This window comes from Herbaspirillum sp. ST 5-3, assembly GCF_004804275.1.
Taxonomy (GTDB): Bacteria; Pseudomonadota; Gammaproteobacteria; order Burkholderiales; family Burkholderiaceae_D; genus Noviherbaspirillum.
In genome coordinates this window covers 167,015-183,266 of record NZ_STGI01000002.1, presented here as the reverse complement: position 1 = coordinate 183,266, position 16,252 = coordinate 167,015, and the positions used below count along the sequence as shown (strand labels likewise).

Annotated in this window: 13 protein-coding genes; 2 read left to right on the top strand and 11 right to left on the bottom strand. The window is 57.3% G+C overall.

The genetic code is table 11. From position 1 onward, the window contains the following. Window positions 1–45: 45 nt before the first annotated feature. The 5 genes from E6W33_RS04415 to E6W33_RS04395 are packed head-to-tail and all read right to left on the bottom strand — an operon-like array spanning window position 46 to window position 5,626. Entirely contained in the window at window positions 46–1,107 is a 1,062-nt protein-coding gene (locus tag E6W33_RS04415; protein WP_247869518.1) for an ABC transporter ATP-binding protein, read from the bottom strand. Continuing rightward, entirely contained in the window at window positions 1,104–2,084 is a 981-nt protein-coding gene (locus E6W33_RS04410; RefSeq protein ID WP_136414746.1) for an ABC transporter ATP-binding protein, read from the bottom strand. The genes E6W33_RS04415 and E6W33_RS04410 overlap by 4 nt, the downstream gene beginning before the upstream one ends. Before the next feature lie 12 nt (window positions 2,085–2,096). Further along, complete coding sequence (locus tag E6W33_RS04405; protein WP_247869517.1) at window positions 2,097–2,996, bottom strand: ABC transporter permease; 900 nt, start codon at window positions 2,994–2,996, stop codon at window positions 2,097–2,099. A gap of 2 nt (window positions 2,997–2,998) precedes the next feature. Further along, on the bottom strand, window positions 2,999–3,976 hold the full coding sequence (locus E6W33_RS04400) for an ABC transporter permease (RefSeq protein WP_136414742.1): 978 nt from the start codon (window positions 3,974–3,976) through the stop codon (window positions 2,999–3,001). Between the two features lie 57 nt (window positions 3,977–4,033). Next, window positions 4,034–5,626, bottom strand: coding sequence for an ABC transporter substrate-binding protein (locus tag E6W33_RS04395; protein WP_136414739.1), 1,593 nt, complete (start codon window positions 5,624–5,626; stop codon window positions 4,034–4,036). Between the two features lie 325 nt (window positions 5,627–5,951). Here E6W33_RS04395 and E6W33_RS04390 point away from each other — a divergent pair, with 325 nt between their 5' ends. Then, the gene (locus E6W33_RS04390) at window positions 5,952–6,146 is read left to right on the top strand and encodes a hypothetical protein (protein ID WP_136414736.1); all 195 of its coding nucleotides are present in this window, start codon (window positions 5,952–5,954) and stop codon (window positions 6,144–6,146) included. 98 nt (window positions 6,147–6,244) lie between these two features. Here the strand turns inward: E6W33_RS04390 and E6W33_RS04385 are convergent, their stop codons facing one another. Then, window positions 6,245–7,657: an MmgE/PrpD family protein gene (locus E6W33_RS04385; protein WP_168798522.1), complete on the bottom strand. Its 1,413-nt coding sequence runs from the start codon at window positions 7,655–7,657 to the stop codon at window positions 6,245–6,247. A 209-nt stretch (window positions 7,658–7,866) separates the two neighbouring features. On the opposite strand from E6W33_RS04385, the gene E6W33_RS04380 reads away from it, so the two are divergent. Further along, window positions 7,867–8,922 (top strand): helix-turn-helix domain-containing protein, encoded by a 1,056-nt coding sequence (locus tag E6W33_RS04380; protein WP_136414732.1) that lies wholly within the window; start codon window positions 7,867–7,869, stop codon window positions 8,920–8,922. A gap of 18 nt (window positions 8,923–8,940) precedes the next feature. Here the strand turns inward: E6W33_RS04380 and E6W33_RS04375 are convergent, their stop codons facing one another. The 5 genes from E6W33_RS04375 to E6W33_RS04355 all read right to left on the bottom strand — a co-directional run bounded on the left by E6W33_RS04375 (window position 8,941) and on the right by E6W33_RS04355 (window position 15,527). Beyond that, window positions 8,941–10,413: an AarF/UbiB family protein gene (locus tag E6W33_RS04375; RefSeq protein ID WP_136414728.1), complete on the bottom strand. Its 1,473-nt coding sequence runs from the start codon at window positions 10,411–10,413 to the stop codon at window positions 8,941–8,943. Between the two features lie 630 nt (window positions 10,414–11,043). Further along, complete coding sequence (locus E6W33_RS04370) at window positions 11,044–12,216, bottom strand: hypothetical protein (protein WP_136414726.1); 1,173 nt, start codon at window positions 12,214–12,216, stop codon at window positions 11,044–11,046. A gap of 1 nt (window position 12,217) precedes the next feature. Beyond that, window positions 12,218–13,546: an NAD(P)/FAD-dependent oxidoreductase gene (locus tag E6W33_RS04365; protein ID WP_136414724.1), complete on the bottom strand. Its 1,329-nt coding sequence runs from the start codon at window positions 13,544–13,546 to the stop codon at window positions 12,218–12,220. Between the two features lie 2 nt (window positions 13,547–13,548). Then, entirely contained in the window at window positions 13,549–14,535 is a 987-nt protein-coding gene (locus E6W33_RS04360) for a lysylphosphatidylglycerol synthase transmembrane domain-containing protein (protein WP_247869516.1), read from the bottom strand. Continuing rightward, on the bottom strand, window positions 14,532–15,527 hold the full coding sequence (locus E6W33_RS04355; RefSeq protein WP_247869515.1) for a glycosyltransferase family 2 protein: 996 nt from the start codon (window positions 15,525–15,527) through the stop codon (window positions 14,532–14,534). The genes E6W33_RS04360 and E6W33_RS04355 overlap by 4 nt, the downstream gene beginning before the upstream one ends. Window positions 15,528–16,252 lie beyond the last annotated feature (725 nt).

Below are 16,252 nucleotides of genomic sequence, written 5' to 3'. Positions count from 1 at the left end.
GGATATCGATATGTTGAACCTGCCGGTTGAAATATCCTGTTCAGTTCATCTTGCTGCAGCCTGCAGCGGCGTGATGGCTCGTGCCGCGCCTTGCTCCAGATGACAGGCTGAGAAATGCAGCGGCGCGATCTCGACCAATTCCGGCCGCTCGCTCTTGCAACGATCCATCGCGTGCGGGCAGCGCGGATGAAAATGGCAACCGGACGGCGGATTCAAGGGCGATGGAATTTCGCCGCGCACCGCTGCGAACACCTTTTTTCTGACGGTCATTTCGGGCGCCGACGCGAGCAAGGCTTGCGTATAGGGATGATTCGCCCGCGAGAAAATCTCGTCCGTCGCGGCCACTTCGACGACGCGGCCGAGGTACATGATGACGACCCGGTCGGAAAGATGGCGCACGACGCTCAGATCATGGCTGATGAACAGATAGGTCAGGTTCAGCATGTCGCGCAGCGAGACGAACAGGTTCAGCACCTGCGCCTGGATCGATACGTCGAGTGCGGCCACCGCCTCATCGCACACCAGGAATTCGGGATTCACCGCCAGTGCGCGCGCAATGCCCACGCGAGCGCGCTGGCCGCCGGAAAACTGGTGCGGAAAGCGGCGGATCATCAGCGGGTCCAGCCCCACCAGCTTCAGCTTCTCTTCTACATATTCCTTTTGCATGGCCCGCTCGACCAGGCCGTGGACGACCGGTGCCTCGCCAACGATATCCTGCACCCGCATGCGCGGATTCAGGGACGCATAAGGGTCCTGAAAGATCATCTGGATTGCCAGTCGCGTCGCGCGCTTTTGCGCGGCATCCATCTGGTCGATGTCCCGCCCCTTCCAGAAGCGCGTGCCCGAGCTCAATCCATGCAAGCCGACGACCATGCGGCCGAGCGTGGACTTGCCGCAACCGGATTCGCCCACCAGGCCGACGACTTCGCCTGCACGTATGTCGAGCGTCACGCTGTCGACCGCATGCACGACTTCCTCTTTCAATCCGGCGCCGAACAGGTTCGCCATCTTGGCGGCGACATCGAGCGGCTTGATGAATTTCTTGCCGACGGTCTTCACGCTCAGGATCGGCCGCGGCGCTTCCCCCGCAAGGTACTGGATACTCATTGCACTGCCTCGACTTCGGATAGGGGGTGAAAGCATCGGAGCGAATGCCGAAGCACGCTGCTCAGCGGCGGGTCTTGCGTGCACGCCGGCGACGCGTGCTCGCAGCGTTCGCGGAACGCACATCCCGCGCCGAGATTGAGCAGGGATGGCGTCACGCCGGGAATTTGCCTCAGCATTCGACCGCGCTGGTTCAAGGCCGGAATCGAACCGATCAGGCCTCGGGTGTAAGGATGCATGGCGCGGTCGAGCACGTCGGCGGTGTTTCCGCTTTCGACGATCTTGCCGGCATACATGACGCATAACGAATCCGCCAGCCCGGCGACCACGGAAAGGTCGTGCGTCACCCAGATCAGCGCGGTACCCGACTCGCGGCAGAGCGATTGCATTTCGCACAGAATCTGGCTCTGTATGGTCACATCGAGCGCCGTGGTCGGCTCGTCGCAGATGATCAGCTTCGGATTGTTCAGCAAGGCAATCGCGATGGCCACCCGTTGACGCATGCCGCCGGAGAACTGGTGCGGATAGGCCAGCAGCCGCTCATCTGGCGAGGGGATGCCGACGCGGGCCAGCGCGTCGCGCGCCAGCTCGCGTGCACGCTTCGCCCCGACCTTGCTGTGTGCGGCGATGGCTTCGATCATTTGCGTGTCGATGCGCAGCACCGGGTTCAAGGTCATCATCGGGTCCTGGAAGATCATCGCGATGTCCTTGCCGCGAATCGCGCGCATCTGCGACTGCGACAGTCCGCGCAATTCCTTGCCCATGAAACGGATGCTGCCGCCGACGATTTTTCCCGGCTCGGACACCAGTCCCATGATGGAATATCCGGTGATCGACTTGCCGGATCCGGATTCCCCGACCAGGCCGACCACTTCGCCCGCGCCCACCTGAAACGAGACGCCATCGACGGCCTTGACGACACCCGCCCGGGAAAAGAAGTGGGTGCGCAGGTTCTCGACTTTCAATACGGTTGTGCTCATGTCGACTGCTCCCTATTGAGTCTGCAGCCGGGGATTGAGGACATCCCGAAGCTGGTCCGCGACGACGTTGATGGCAACGATCGTGAAAAGCAGCGCAAGGCCCGGAAACAGGCTGATCCAGTATTTCCCGGACAGCAGGTACTGGAATCCGTTTGCAATGAGCAGTCCCAGCGACGGCTCCGTGACCGGCAGCCCCATGCCGAGGAATGACAGCGTGGATTCGAGCGAGATGGCATGTGCCACCTGGAGTGCGGCGATGACAATCAAGGGCGGCAGGCAGTTCGGTAGCAGATGCCGGAACACGACGCGCCGCGAAGAGAGCCCCAGCGCCATGGCCGCCTCGATATACTCTTTCCTTCGCTCCACCAGCGCCGCGCTGCGCGCGGTCCGCGCATAATAGGCCCACTGCACCGCGACCAGCGCGATGATGATTTTTCCGACGCCGGGGCCGCTCGTCGCCAGCAGGATGAGCGCCAGCAGAATCGGCGGAAACGACAACTGGATATCCACGATTCGCATGATCAGGGATTCGACCCGGCCGCCGGCATAGCCTGCGGCGAGACCGAGACCCAGACCGATACCGAGCGCAATCACGGTACTGCTCACACCCACCAAGACGGATGTGCGCAGCCCGTACATGATGGCCGACAGGATATCCCTCCCCTGCTCGTCCGTTCCCAATACGTAGCGCATCGCCCCGTCGGCGGACGGCGTTCCCGGTGTGAGGCGGGAGTCCATGATGTCAAGCTTCATCAAGTCATAGGGGTTTTGCGGCGCGATCAGCGGCGCGCACACGGCGACGATAATGATCAGGCCCAGCACGATCAATCCGATGGTCGCCGTGGTGCTGGCGAAGAAGTCCCTCCTGAATCGCTGGAACGGCGTTTCGGGGGCCAGAGTTGCTGGTTTCATGTTCATCCTTTTGCTTCCGTGAGCCGGACGCGTGGGTCAAGCAGCGAGTAGGCGATATCGACGGCCAGGTTGATCAGCACGAAAAACACGACGATCAACATCAGATAGGCCACAATGACCGGGCGGTCCAGCATCATGATCGAATCGATGATCAGTTTTCCCATGCCGGGCCATGCAAAGATCGATTCCGTCACGATGGCGAAAGCGATGATCGCACCGAACTGCAAACCCAGCACCGTGACGATCGGAACCATGATGTTCTTCAAGACATGCACGCCGATGATCCGGATCTCCGAAAGGCCTTTTGCCCGTGCAAACTTCACGTAGTCCTGCAATAGCGCCTCCTGCGTTCCCGCCCGCGTGAGGCGGATCACCATGGCGATATTGAAGAGCGCCAGATTGGTCGCCGGCATGATCAGATGCCGAATGCCTTCCCACGACAGGAAGCTTACGGGCAGCCCGAGCAGCAGCGTGGTCGGGCCGCGTCCACTGGAAGGCAGCCAGCCGAGCTGCACCGAGAAAACCATGATGAACATGAGCCCGACCCAGAACGTGGGAAGGGAAAAGCCGAGAATCGAGAACAACATGATGCCGCGCCCGACGAGTCGATTCGGCCGCAATCCGGCCCACAGGCCGAGCGGTATTCCGATGACGACCGAGATCAGAATCGCGGCGACGGCCAGTTCCAGCGTGGCCGGCATGCGCTCCAGAATGAGCGAGATCGCCGGCGACGCATAGACAAAGGAGTTCCCCAGGTCGCCGCGCAAGGCATTGGCGACGAATACGAGATACTGCATCCACACCGGCTTGTCCAGGCCCATCGCAGCGATCATGGCTTCGCGTTCGACCTGCGTAGCGTCCGGATGAATCAAAATTTCCACCGGGTTGCCGATGGCGTACACGCCGACGAACACCAGCAGCGAGACAACTGCCAGCACGACGATGCTTTGCAATAAGCGGCGAATGATAAATACAAGCATGGCAATCCGATCAATTCAGCGTTCGCCCGGCCACTGCCGGACGAACGGCAGGCAAAGTTAATGCAGCGGATGGAAATCCTGCGCAAAGCTCGTTTCATCCGTGCGCGGAGTGAAGCCAATACCCTTGCGCGTGGCCCATGTCGTGACCTGATGATGAATCGGAATCACACCGACATCGTCGGTCAGGACCGCAGTCGCTTCCTGCAACAGCTTCAGGCGCTCACCGTCGTCCATGGTGTACAGCGCCTTTTCCAGAACTGCGTCTACCTTGGGATTGCAATACGGCCCCCGGTTGGAGCTTCCCATGCCTTTTTCGCTGTTGTAGCAGGCCGCAATCGCACGCAGAGAAGACGACGACTCTCCGGTGGCCGCTCCCCATCCGAACAGACCTGCCGAGTAGCTATTCTTCTTGGGTGAAGACTGCGCCACGAATACCGCGACCGGCTGCGATTCGACACGAGTATTGACGCCGATCTTCGCCCACATCTGTGCGATGGTCTGCGCAATCTTTTCGTCATTGACGTAGCGGTTGTTCGGCGTGTGCAAAGTCAGGTCGAAGCCATTCGGATAACCCGCCTCCGCCAGCAGCTTCTTGGCGCCTTGCGGGTCGTACCTGGTTTCCTTGATCGCAGGGTTGTATCCAAAGAACCGAATCGGCACAAGATTGCTTGCCGGGACCGCCATGCCTTGCATGACTCGGTCTCGTATCGCTTCGCGGTTGATGCCCATGCTGAGCGCAGCCCGCACCCGGCGATCCTTCAAGGGATTGTGCTCCAGGATCTTGCCGTTGGCATCGGTGACGTACGGTGACTTGTCGCGCGCGGAGTCCATGAAGACGTAAATCAGCCGATGCGATACCTTTGAATAGAGTTGCAGATTGCTGTTCTCGCGCACCTTCGGCAAGTCCGCGGTCGGCACGGCCTCGATCGCCTGGACATCCCCGGCCAACAGCGCGGCGAGACGGGTCGCGTTATTCGAAATGAAGCGGAGCGAGACCTTATCCCACGCAGGCTTGGGCCCCCAGTAGTGATCGTTTCGCTCCATCTCGACGCGATCGTTGCGCAGATAACGGACGAACTTGAACGGCCCGGTCCCGATCATTCCCTTGCCGTTTGCAAAGTCCTCGGACTTGAGCCCTTCCGTGGCTTTCTTCGACACAATGACCACAGCCGCCAGATCGCGCGGAAGCAAAGGATACGGCTCGTGCGTCGTCAGCCGGATCGTGTACGGATCGACGATTTTCTTGGACGCGATCGATCGCGTGAATATGTCATATTTTCCCGGGCTGTTCACCATGGTCGCCGGCCGATCCAGCGACCAGGCTACATCCTGCGCGGTGAGTTCGGAACCGTCGTGGAACTTCACCCCCTTGCGCAACTTGAACTCCCAGGTTACGTCATTGATCGGTTTCCAGGATTCGGCCAGTCCTGGGACGGGCGTACTATCCTCGTTCATTTTGACGAGCGCTTCGAACATGTGTGCCGACACCACATAGTTGGGCGTATTGGCATGAAAATGCGGGTCCATCGAAGTTGGCGGCGAACTGATCGCCAGTGAAAAATCTTCGGCATGCGCGGCCATGCAGATTGCAGCAAGACCAGCCGCAGCGGCGAAACGCTTGAAGTGGTGCGCGACACGAGTGAGTTTCATTGTTTCTCCCATCCATGATGTACATCATCGGAGCCTATGCGTTGCCATAGGTGCTTGCAGGTTCAAACGAACCTTTTGCACAAGGGGACGAGAGGGCAGCAACTGCTGCAGGCTTGCATTCGTCTCGTGGACGATCTGACGCTGATCCTTGAGTTCGTTTCCTCACTCGTGCGCGCCACTTCGTTGGATCAACACCGGTAATTGCGCAGAACAAGCCGGCAACAGCAAGCAGTCCGGTTTCGAACCCGGAACGCCGCAATCCAACACGTCTCCTTGTTTTTTTGTGATTCAGTGAGACGGATTCTAATCCCGGGAAATTTTTTTCATGAATGCCTATTCCGCCATCATTGGTGCCGGAACCGCCGCAAAATTGCTGCAACTGCACATGGTGAACGCGTCCACGCTCCGCCGGCGCGGCACTGCATGCCGGCTGCGCCAAGGACACTGGAAGAGACGTTTTGGAACGGGGATGGGAGCGCAAAAGCTGCGCTTCGCCAGAGACAGGAGGGAAGAATTCTGATGGGGTTTTGGATTGAATTGCTTGCAGGGTAAAGAGCACGGTTTGTTTTTGCTCTTCATCCTGCAGGCACGATGCGGCAGAGACGCCGCAACTGCAAGCTACGAGCGCAGCATCCTCAATGCCGACGTTACACCGGCAATCGACTCAGTGCGGAACAGCGTCCCAACGCTGGAATACAATTGCGCCGCCCGGGCTTCCTCCAGCCGCGTAGCCGCGCAGTCGAGGAACTTGATACGCCGCTCTTCCGCGGTGAGCGGATTGTCGGTACAGCCCTTCGGGCATTCGGCGATCTGTTTCAATACCTCGCCGTTCTTCATGCGGATCTCGACGCAGCAATCTCCGCCAAACGGCAGCTTGCGCGTCTCGGCAGTAGGATCGCGCACGACGGTATGCACCAGCGGCATGAGCCGGGCCACCATGGGTTCGGGCCGCGATACGGCTTCCGGTGTGAAATGGGACAAGCGCGGAATGCCATACACCAGCGAAATGGCTGCGCAATACGGCATGCTGAAGCGAGCCTCTTTTTCATCGAGCGGCACCTTGTACCGCACATTTTCCGTCATTACTTTTTGCATGTGAACATCGATCCGCTCGATGTCCTGCAAGGCAATTCGGTGCTTGTCGCGCAGCTCAAGCAGCGCGCCGATGCCAAGATGCGCCGACCCGCAACACGGATAGAGCTTGGCAACCGGCGGATATTCGTCAATGGCAAGCGGCGCGTCCGGAAACATCACCGGCTCGAATATATCGTCGCTACGACAACCCGCGTACAAATCCTGAAAAGACCATTTTCCCTGCAACACTTCCCGGTTCCCCTCGAACCCCTGCCGCGCCAGTTGCGCGGCCCAAACGCCTCCTTCTGCCGAGAATCCGCATTGCATCGGTTTGGCTTCCGATCCGAACTGAAGCTTGCTGCCGCTGGCCTTGCTGAAGGCGAGGCTCATCGCATGTCCGACCTGGTCGCTGTCGAGTTTCATCAATGCGGCGCAAGCCGCAGCCGCGCCGATGAGCCCGATGGTCGAGATCGTGTGCCACCCCGATTCATGATGTCTCGGATTGACGAGTCTGCCGATCTGCGCGTTGACCTCCATCCCGACGATGAACGCCCGCACGATGTCGGCGCCCGACGCATGGATTTCGTCGGCCAGTGCGAACAGGGCGGGGACCAGAATGGCGCTGGAGTGGATAACCGCTGGCAGGACGTTGTCGTCAAAGTCCAGCGCGTGGGCGGCGCAGCCGTTGACCGCGGCTGCATCGCGTGCCGAGACCGGGAACGCGTGGCGAACCGAGTTTGATCTTCTGGACGGGCCGGAGGGTTCGTCGGGTATCGTATGCCCGAGCTTGACGACGGCGGGATCATCGACGGCAGCAAGAATGCAGGCGACGGTGTCGGCAATGGCGAGTTCGGCGGTCAGGATGGCAGAGGACGGAAAGCGTGCATGCAAGGCCTGGTCGGCGCAAAAGTTCGCAAGTCGCCGAGTCAGCCGGATGCGTTGTGGGTCGCTTGTCATGATGTCTCCTTGTTGACTGTTCGTTCGCCGACAGATCTGGAAAGGCATTATCGCCAGCGTGGCAAGGCTTGCAAAATGAATATAGGTACCGCCGCCCATTCCGATCCGGAATAGCCCGGTCGCGGTATATCGATTCGCTTTCGATACGGCCCGCCGCAGGCAGACGCAAGTGCTTGCCAAGCCGGTGTCACACTGCCAATATTAGCAACATGAAATCACTCGATTCTTCGGCGGGCCGTCTTCACGTCAAGCTGCTCTGGCTTCCCGATGCGATGCACGGGACATTGCTGAACGCGCGTGATGTCCTGAAGACGGCATCGATGATTTACCGGCTGCAGCATCCGAAGCAACCGAGTCCGGTCTCCTGGCAGATTGTTTCTCCCGATGGCAATCCCGTGAAGCTGCCAGGCGTGCCCTGCGAAGAACCGCGCGACGAGACCGACCAGCCAAGGCCTGAACAGACCTTGATGCTGGTTCCCGCTATTCACTGCCACAACAATCCGCACCTCGGAGAAATCACCGACGCCAATCCCCAGGCCCTGGAAATGCTCCATCAACATGCGACCGCCGGCGGTTGGGTCGCGACGGTATTCACCGGGCTCGCCTTCGCCGCCAGACTTGGGCTCTTGAGCGGCGAGCGGATATGTGCGCCCTGGGCGTTTCAAAGCTGGTTTGCACGGACCTATCCGGGCCTCGACTTCTCCGGTACCGACCGTGTGGCAATGCATCGCAAGGTCTTCGTCAGCGTGGCCATCGATGCACAGACGGACATGATGCTCGCCATCCTTGATCACCTGCTCGATACCGATCTCGCGCAAGCATGCGCCAATCTCCTCTGCTATCAGCATGAGCGCCAAGCCTCCATCCGGGACATCTCGCGAAAGAACTGGTCGCAGAAAACTTCCGACAGCCCGGTGTATCGGGCGACGCAATGGCTCAGTACGCATATCGACGAACCCTATCGCCTTGCCGCGCTGGCGGAAGCGGCGGCGACGAGCGAGCGAACCTTGTTGCGTCACTTTCAGGAAGTGACGGGCATGAGCCCGCTCGACTACCTGCACAAGCTTCGGGTCGAACGAGCAAAAATGCTGCTTGAAGTCACCTTGCAGACGGTGCACACCATCGCCCTCGCCTGCGGTTATTCCGATGCAGCCTCCTTCCGACGACTGTTCCGTGCCGAGACCGGGATGACCCCGCATGCCTACCGGGCGCGATTCGCGCTTCGCTCGCGCCGTGTGCACTGGAAGGTCGAAGACGTTGACTGAATTCAGGCGCGGCCTGCATCATTCCGGGGAGAACTCGCGCGGCACGAGGCCCTGCCAGCATCTTGCCCAGTAGCGCCCGGGAATCAGGCATGCCGAAGCGCTGGCCTGCATCATGTCAGCGTTGGAGAGATGCGTCGAATAGCAGGTCGACTCGGGGCGGGCAAACAATCGCTCGGGCAATTCGGCGATAAATCGGGTCAGCCCTGCCATCAGCAAGGGAATGTCGGGCGAATATGCGCCCACCATGTCACCAATCACGTCGGAAAGCGAAAACCACGTCTTCCGGAACAGCACAAAATCCTCCCGAAACCCGGTCGCAGTCTCCAGCGCAAGCTCGTCAAGGAAATCCAGTACCCAGTCGAATCCCGGAAAGCGCCCTTGAAATGCTACCCGGTCGAGTGCCCGCTCAACCGCGCGCTCAAGTATCGGATCATCCGCCGCGATCGTCCCGAGTGCCGCCACCGCCTTGCAAATGCGCTCGCCGTCCAGCGTCAAGCCTCCGAGGATGATGGACACAAGCAAGCCCCGGTCAGCCTTCGAGAGACGCAGCGTCAGGCTCCAGTCCAAGACCGCCAGCCGGCCGTCGTCCGTCGCGAACAGGTTTCCCGCATGGAGATCGGCGTGAAACATGGCTGACTGCGCGACACTCCAGAACGGCTGCCCCACCAAGGAGGAAACAAGGGTCGACGCCAGGTCCGCGCGGCGCAGCCTGGATAGCCGTGCGTCGGTCACTTTTACACCGAAAATCCGTTCCATCGCGGTCACTCGCGGCGTGCACCACGGCAGCAGGCGTGGTACAAGGATGCGCGGATCGTGCGCGTAGAATGCTCTCGCCGCTCGCATGTTGTGCTGCTCAACCCGTAGGTGGATTTCATTGGTCAGCAGTTCGCGCACGCTGTCGAGCGTATGCCGATAATCCAGGGCGGGCAGGCCCAAATTCCGGCCACGCTCTTCCAGAAACGTTCCCAATGCACCCCACACGGCGATCTCATCGTCGAACTTCTCCTCGATCCCCGGCTTGAGCACCTTGAAAACGCCGTCACGCACTTGCCCGTTTTCCCTGTAGGTGAATGGCACAATCACCGCGACGCTCCCCTCGGCCAGGGCATCTTGCGCAACGTCCACCGGCGGATCATCGGACAGTTCATCGTGAAGCCGGGTCAGCACCGACTCCATTGGCGTGGTGGGCGGCATCGACTCCAGCTTTTGCAACTGGTGCCGTATTTCCTCGGGAAGCTGTCGGTTGCGCGCCAGCACCTGTCCCAGCTTATGCAGCGTGGGGCACTGCACAAGCAGGGTCGCCAGACGAATCGGTGCATCGGCGCGCGCAGGGAGCGCCAACTGGTGCGCCAATATTTCTTCCTGTCGATGGGCCGGCAAATGCCCGAGAAAGAACGTCATGCCATCGGCAAGCAGCGGTCGCCATGGCGCGAGCGACGAAGGGAGCAATTGGTGCAAGCTGATCGATTCGAGCAATTCGTCGTGCAGCATGATGGCTCCTTCAGCCTGGCTCAGGGAGTTCCCGCGGGTACTGTAACCGTTCACTCCCAATTCTAGTCTGGTCAGCGGTCGCACTTGATGTGCCCGGCCAGCATCCGGGCATCTGTCAGCAGGTAGCCGAATGTATCGTAGTGTGTTCGAGGTAAACAGTTGTAATTGTTGCAGAGAGACGACGGCCATCCGAGTAAAGTGGCTCCGTCAGTTCCCTCCCTACTGATGAAAGTCTTGCCCGCAGCCGCATGGTTCGCGGGCTTTTTTATGTCCATCGATGCGTCCTGTCGAACCGCCACCTGTATCTGCAGCAGCTGCTGTATCAGCCTAGGAGCGTTCCAGAAAATCGTCTTGCGATATCCATCGATGGCAGCAGTTCAAACAAGCATAGTCAGGGGCCGCCCCGCCAACTGGCTTGATCATGCAGCCGGCCAAGATCAATTCGCCACGCTGATAAGCCGCCCAGGTTTCTTCATCCGGATCGCCCCATACCAGAGGCACGCCCGCCTTCTGACCACAAGAAGGGCAGCATACTTTTTTGCTTGGCTCATTTCGGGATCTTGATGAACGCACTAATCTCTGCCTTTCCAGTAGAACATGTGGTTGCAATGATCGAGAGAATCGATGAACTCACCAGGGAGCGTTGATCTGGACTCTCGCTTCCTGAATCCGCGATCGCATGAAACCAACACAGTTTCTGAAATAGGTGCCCGCCCTTTGTTTGCCAAGGACAGTGAATAACAACCCAATCGCGAGCAAGAAAATAAGCCAGTGGTAGCCGGTGCTTCCGTTCCAATGCAAAAGGTTACGAACATATTCCAGGTGCAATCCATTACCTTCAACTGTCAAATACAGCCCTCCGACGAGCGAGTACAAGGCATAAGCCCAATTCCAGAAAACCGCGATCGATGCTGTCGGAATGGACAGATATTGATTGGCGATGGCCGATGAAAAAGTCACCAGCGATATCAGGTAAAGATGAAGGCTTTCAAGCGGTGACTTTTGACGAGCCCATATCCCAAGCAATGCCAATGCACTAATGAACAAGTCTATTTTGGGAAAAGCATTAAAAACAACGCTGGGTGCAAAAATTGCCCAGAACGGGGCATTGTCAAACGATTTGTACAAAAACACATTACTGATGATCCCCTGCAATCCTTGGGGGAGATAAAACACGAAGCCCGACATGAATACCAGGTAAGGCACTAGCAAGACAAATAGGCGTCTCGACCAAATCCGCTCCCTGAACGCCATCCATAGGGGGAATACAAATAGTAAGTGTTTGACGGACAGAGATAATCCAATACCAATCAAACAGGAAAGCCGCACACCAACGCCTTTTTCTTCATGATAGTCTGCCACCGCTATCAAGGCCAACAAGACGGCTAGGTTATCGAACTGGCTGTGGTAACCTGTGATCAATACCGATATCGGATTAAGGAAAAACAGGGCAGCAACGGCATTCGAATAACGCCTGAGCAGGAAAAAATAAATACACAAATCAACTACCGTCAAAAATTCAGCGACTTTGATCCGCAATGATGTCAATGCATCGACGCCCGGCCAAGGGATAACGTCTAGGTAATGAAGAATATGAAACCAGATCGGCCCATAGTTATACCGACGCGTTTCGGCGTACACATTGCCGCCCGCAGCAACAATATCCGCAACAATTCTGTACGAATCGACATCGAAGTTGTGTCCCCGCAAAGCGGCCCATAACCTGAGGACTATGCCAAGTGTAATAACCACACAAACAATTGCGAGCGAGTTACCTCTGTGCTCGCGGAATTGAATTGCCATGTCATTTCCTCGTTTCAAAAGAAGACCACACTTTTCGCGCGATATCGACGCCACCACGAATGGCGTAGTTTGTCCCTCGGTCTTCAGGGTAGATTTGTGCCATCGAACAGATGTAAAAACCGGCTTCATGGCCTTTTTCATCTGGAATGAGGCCGCTGTAATGTCTTTCGACAACTGGCTGCGACCATCGAGCGCGCCATAAGTGATATTTTTGGATCCAGCTACGCTCCACCGACGGAAACATTTTTTTTAGAAATGGAAGCGCGTATTCAAGGAATTCGTCAGAACTCATGGAATACAGATGATCCGTGTGTGGCAGATATTTTGAGAGGTAGACGATATGTCGCCCGCCATAGGTCTCCGGGCGTTCAAAATTGGTATGTTCAATGACGCCGACAAACGGAAAGCTCGGGTCGTTCACATTCAACCAATAGGTCTTGGATAGCGGCCGGTCGAGTTCAAGAATCAGGCAAACATTTCCAATGTATCGAATACGTTCAAGACGTTCGATATAGTCGCTGCTGGCCCAGCCTCCGATCATGCCGGCCACAAGCGGCAATGCGGTCGTAGCGATGACGCGTTCAGATGAAACATCTCCTTTGCTTGTCGTGATCGTCCATTTCCCATCCGACAATCCGATATTTAGCACGGGTGCAGAGACTTCAATACGGCCACCCAATTCCCGTATTTTGCCCGCGATTGCCTCAGCCAATGCGACGAAGCCCCCCTTGAAATAGGCAAGACGCTCTTCGCCGCCTTTGCCACGACTGCCACCCCGTAGTTTGAGCTTGTTCCAGAACCAGACCGCCGAAACTTCCTCGGCATACGGGCCGAATTTCCCTTTCAACAACGGCTGCCACACCACCCTGTACACCTCTTCACCGCCAAGTTCACGCAGCCACTCATGCGCGGTCTTGCTTTCGAGAGACTTCCAATCCGTGACTCGACGTGCGCGCAACGCCAGCAAACCTAAACGAATTCGATCGCAAAAACTGAGTGGCGTGAAATTCAGGAGATCCCACGGGGTGGAAAGCCGAAAGATATTGTTCGCGTAATAGACGCCGGTATTGGTCGGACTGATTTCAACACGATCGTTCAGTCCGAGCTCATCTATCAAACCCATGACTTCAAGGTCATTTGTAAACCAGTGATGGTAGAAGCGATCGAGCTTTTCCCCTCCCACCTCGAAAGCGGCAGCCAGTCCGCCTAGTTCCGGCTCAGCCTCAAGAACCGTGACCTGGATACCCTTTTTGACCAATTCATAGGCTGCGGCCAAACCAGTAAAGCCGCCACCGACTATCGTCACCTGGGTCTTGTGAGACAAACTCATCCTCATGCTTCCTTCGATTTGTCACCTGGTCTTATCGGGTGCTGCAACAAGTACAGCCCGCCGACGACTGTTGGCGGAATCCAAAGCAGGGCATGCACAAGAAGTGCATACCCTGTTGCAGCCGCCACTGAGTTGCCGAGCGCTGTCATGGCGCTCACGGTGAAAAAATCAAATGTCCCGACATACCCGGGGGTGCTTGGAATAACAGTAGCCAGCGTGCCGACCGGAAGAGCGAGCCAAGCAGCAATGGGGGAAAGAACAGCTGGCAATGCCAGTGCGGCAAACCAGAACACGCCGCCTTCGGCAATCCATGCCAGCAACGACCATAAAACCAGCTTTGCCATGGTCGCCCCCCCGGCCATGTACTGCAGCGCCGCAAAAGCTTTGTTGACCTGGTCGAAGATTTTGTGCCCGGCATTGGGCGCGATCCGGACCATCACTTTCGCCATCGCCATAGCCGGCGACACAAAAAATGTTGGAAACAGCAGGACGAACAAGATAACTGCCGCGCCTGCCAGCAGTGCGACTCCACCGACACCGATGAATCGCGAGGAGTCCATGCCAAAACAGGTAACCACCGCCCCCAATAGTGTGGCAACCATGAGCAAATCGAGAAGACGTTCAACGAACAAGGTCGTGACCGAAGTGGCGGCACTGATATTCAGTCGCTGGTTAAAACCAAAGGCGCGCAACAGATCGCCCGCTCTGAAAGGCAATATGTTGTTCGCTGCGACACTCGCCATTAACGGGCCGGCACAATCGCTCCAGCGCAAGCGTGGATTATCCTGTTCCAGCATCAGTCTCCAGCGCGCAATTCGGCATGAGTAGCCAACAAAAAATGCCCCTAGTGCCGCCATTACCAGAAACAGATTTGCGTTTTTGAAGGCCTTCTTGACTTCTTCCAGACTGATCTGGCGGAAGACCAGCCAAACGAACAATCCCGCAAGCAACATCCCGAGTGCCAGGCGTATCGTTTTCTTCACAGTCATCGGTTGACCATGACAGGACTGCGGGACATGGCTGGCCCGCTCTTTTCAAAACCCAGATACTCCTGCACAACGTAAAGCGGACGATTCTTAATTTCGTTGTAGATGCGGCCGACATATTCACCAAGAATGCCGACACTGATCAGCTGCACACCGCCCATGAACAGGACAGCGATCATGATGGCGGTCCAGCCCTCCACCCAAATGCTGGTGAATAAGCGCAGAAACAGCACATAGAAGATGCCAAGAAGCGCAAGAGAGGCGGAAAACATCCCCATCGCAACCGATATCTGGAGCGGCTTTGTCGAAAATGACAGGATGCCGTCCGTGGCGAAGCGCAGCATTTTTCTTAATGGGTATTTGCTCTCTCCGGCAAAGCGCTCTCCTCTCTTGTAGGGCAAAGCAATCTGCTTGAATCCAACCCAGCTCACCATCCCCCGTATGAAACGATCCCTTTCCGGCATCGCCCGGAGCGTATCAACGACATCGCGACTCATCAGGCGGAAGTCTCCGGTGTCCAGTGGGATGGGAATGTCGGACAGGCGATTGAGCACCCGATAGAAGCCGCGGGCGGTCGCCCGCTTGAAGGCCGATTCCCCCAGTCGTTCCGTGCGGGTGCCGTAGACCACATCAAAGCCCTCTCGCCATTTGGCTACCATCTCGTGAATAACCTCGGGCGGATCTTGCAGATCAGCATCAATGAGGACGACCGCATCTCCCTTGGCGGCGTCGATACCTGCAGTTACGGCGATCTGATGGCCAAAATTTCGCGCAAAACCAATTATCTTGATGCGCGGATCTTCCAACGCGAAGCCCTTCAATAGTTGGCGTGTGCGATCACGACTGCCGTCATCGACAAAAATCAGTTCGACATCGAGGTCCTGCAATTCAGCGCAGAACAGCCTCAGCCGCTTCGTCGTTTCTCCGATTACCTCCTCCTCGTTAAAGCAAGGAACGACTACCGAAAGCAACTGCGTCCTGGTGCTGAATTCCATACTTGTCTTCATTGACCGCCTCAGGATTGTCTTTTTACATGCGTCATGTATCCGATTACATAACGCAAACATCAAACTCCGCTTTCCATCCAGGCCCCTTTTCCAGGGCGGCTGCGGGCGGCCGAACACGCAGCCTGTCCGCGTGCTCATCGAGAACCATGTTGAGCGTGAACATATTTGCGGGAGCGTTTTCAAGCGCCGCAATCGTTGCGCGGCCACCCGACGAGCGATCTGTATCGGATCTCGAGCTTACATGGACTGCGCATTGCCTCCAGGCATCTTATGTGCACGTACGCTTGCGGTATAACGAGTCTTTGCATCTTTGTAACGTCCTGATTTGGGACCGTGAAAATATGCCGCTAAGCGTGCCTTCAAAATTTCCGAATGTCAATGGAAGCAAGAAAGGGGAATCGCCTTCCACAGGAATCCTGGGCACTACACACTACGCCGCCCCGCTTGAAATACTGCCTCTCGCAGCTTGGCGGTGGGAGCCGATCGTTGCCGTCGTGCCGGCGCCACTGGTGCTTATATACCGCGAACGCTGAACGCCAAAAAGCTATCGCGCAAGAGATCCGAAGCATACGTCATCACCACGTCATTTTTCGTTCGCGTCCATATCGTTATCTCAATCCCCCGGAAGATCAAGTCGACCCGATGCCGAAAGGCAAGCGGGTTTTTTGTGCATATCGCCACAGTCCGGTTGAAGCAACGCCACACGATTTGTC

Bases quoted from the DNA above. Each gene is read 5' to 3' on its own strand.
- E6W33_RS04415 (WP_247869518.1), bottom strand. From the start codon at position 1,107: ATGAGTATCCAGTACCTTGCGGGGGAAGCGCCGCGGCCGATCCTGAGC.
- E6W33_RS04410 (WP_136414746.1), bottom strand. From the start codon at position 2,084: ATGAGCACAACCGTATTGAAAGTCGAGAACCTGCGCACCCACTTCTTT.
- E6W33_RS04405 (WP_247869517.1), bottom strand. From the start codon at position 2,996: ATGAAACCAGCAACTCTGGCCCCCGAAACGCCGTTCCAGCGATTCAGG.
- E6W33_RS04400 (WP_136414742.1), bottom strand. From the start codon at position 3,976: ATGCTTGTATTTATCATTCGCCGCTTATTGCAAAGCATCGTCGTGCTG.
- E6W33_RS04395 (WP_136414739.1), bottom strand. From the start codon at position 5,626: ATGAAACTCACTCGTGTCGCGCACCACTTCAAGCGTTTCGCCGCTGCG.
- E6W33_RS04390 (WP_136414736.1), top strand. From the start codon at position 5,952: ATGAATGCCTATTCCGCCATCATTGGTGCCGGAACCGCCGCAAAATTG.
- E6W33_RS04385 (WP_168798522.1), bottom strand. From the start codon at position 7,657: ATGACAAGCGACCCACAACGCATCCGGCTGACTCGGCGACTTGCGAAC.
- E6W33_RS04380 (WP_136414732.1), top strand. From the start codon at position 7,867: ATGAAATCACTCGATTCTTCGGCGGGCCGTCTTCACGTCAAGCTGCTC.
- E6W33_RS04375 (WP_136414728.1), bottom strand. From the start codon at position 10,413: ATGCTGCACGACGAATTGCTCGAATCGATCAGCTTGCACCAATTGCTC.
- E6W33_RS04370 (WP_136414726.1), bottom strand. From the start codon at position 12,216: ATGGCAATTCAATTCCGCGAGCACAGAGGTAACTCGCTCGCAATTGTT.
- E6W33_RS04365 (WP_136414724.1), bottom strand. From the start codon at position 13,546: ATGAGTTTGTCTCACAAGACCCAGGTGACGATAGTCGGTGGCGGCTTT.
- E6W33_RS04360 (WP_247869516.1), bottom strand. From the start codon at position 14,535: ATGACTGTGAAGAAAACGATACGCCTGGCACTCGGGATGTTGCTTGCG.
- E6W33_RS04355 (WP_247869515.1), bottom strand. From the start codon at position 15,527: ATGGAATTCAGCACCAGGACGCAGTTGCTTTCGGTAGTCGTTCCTTGC.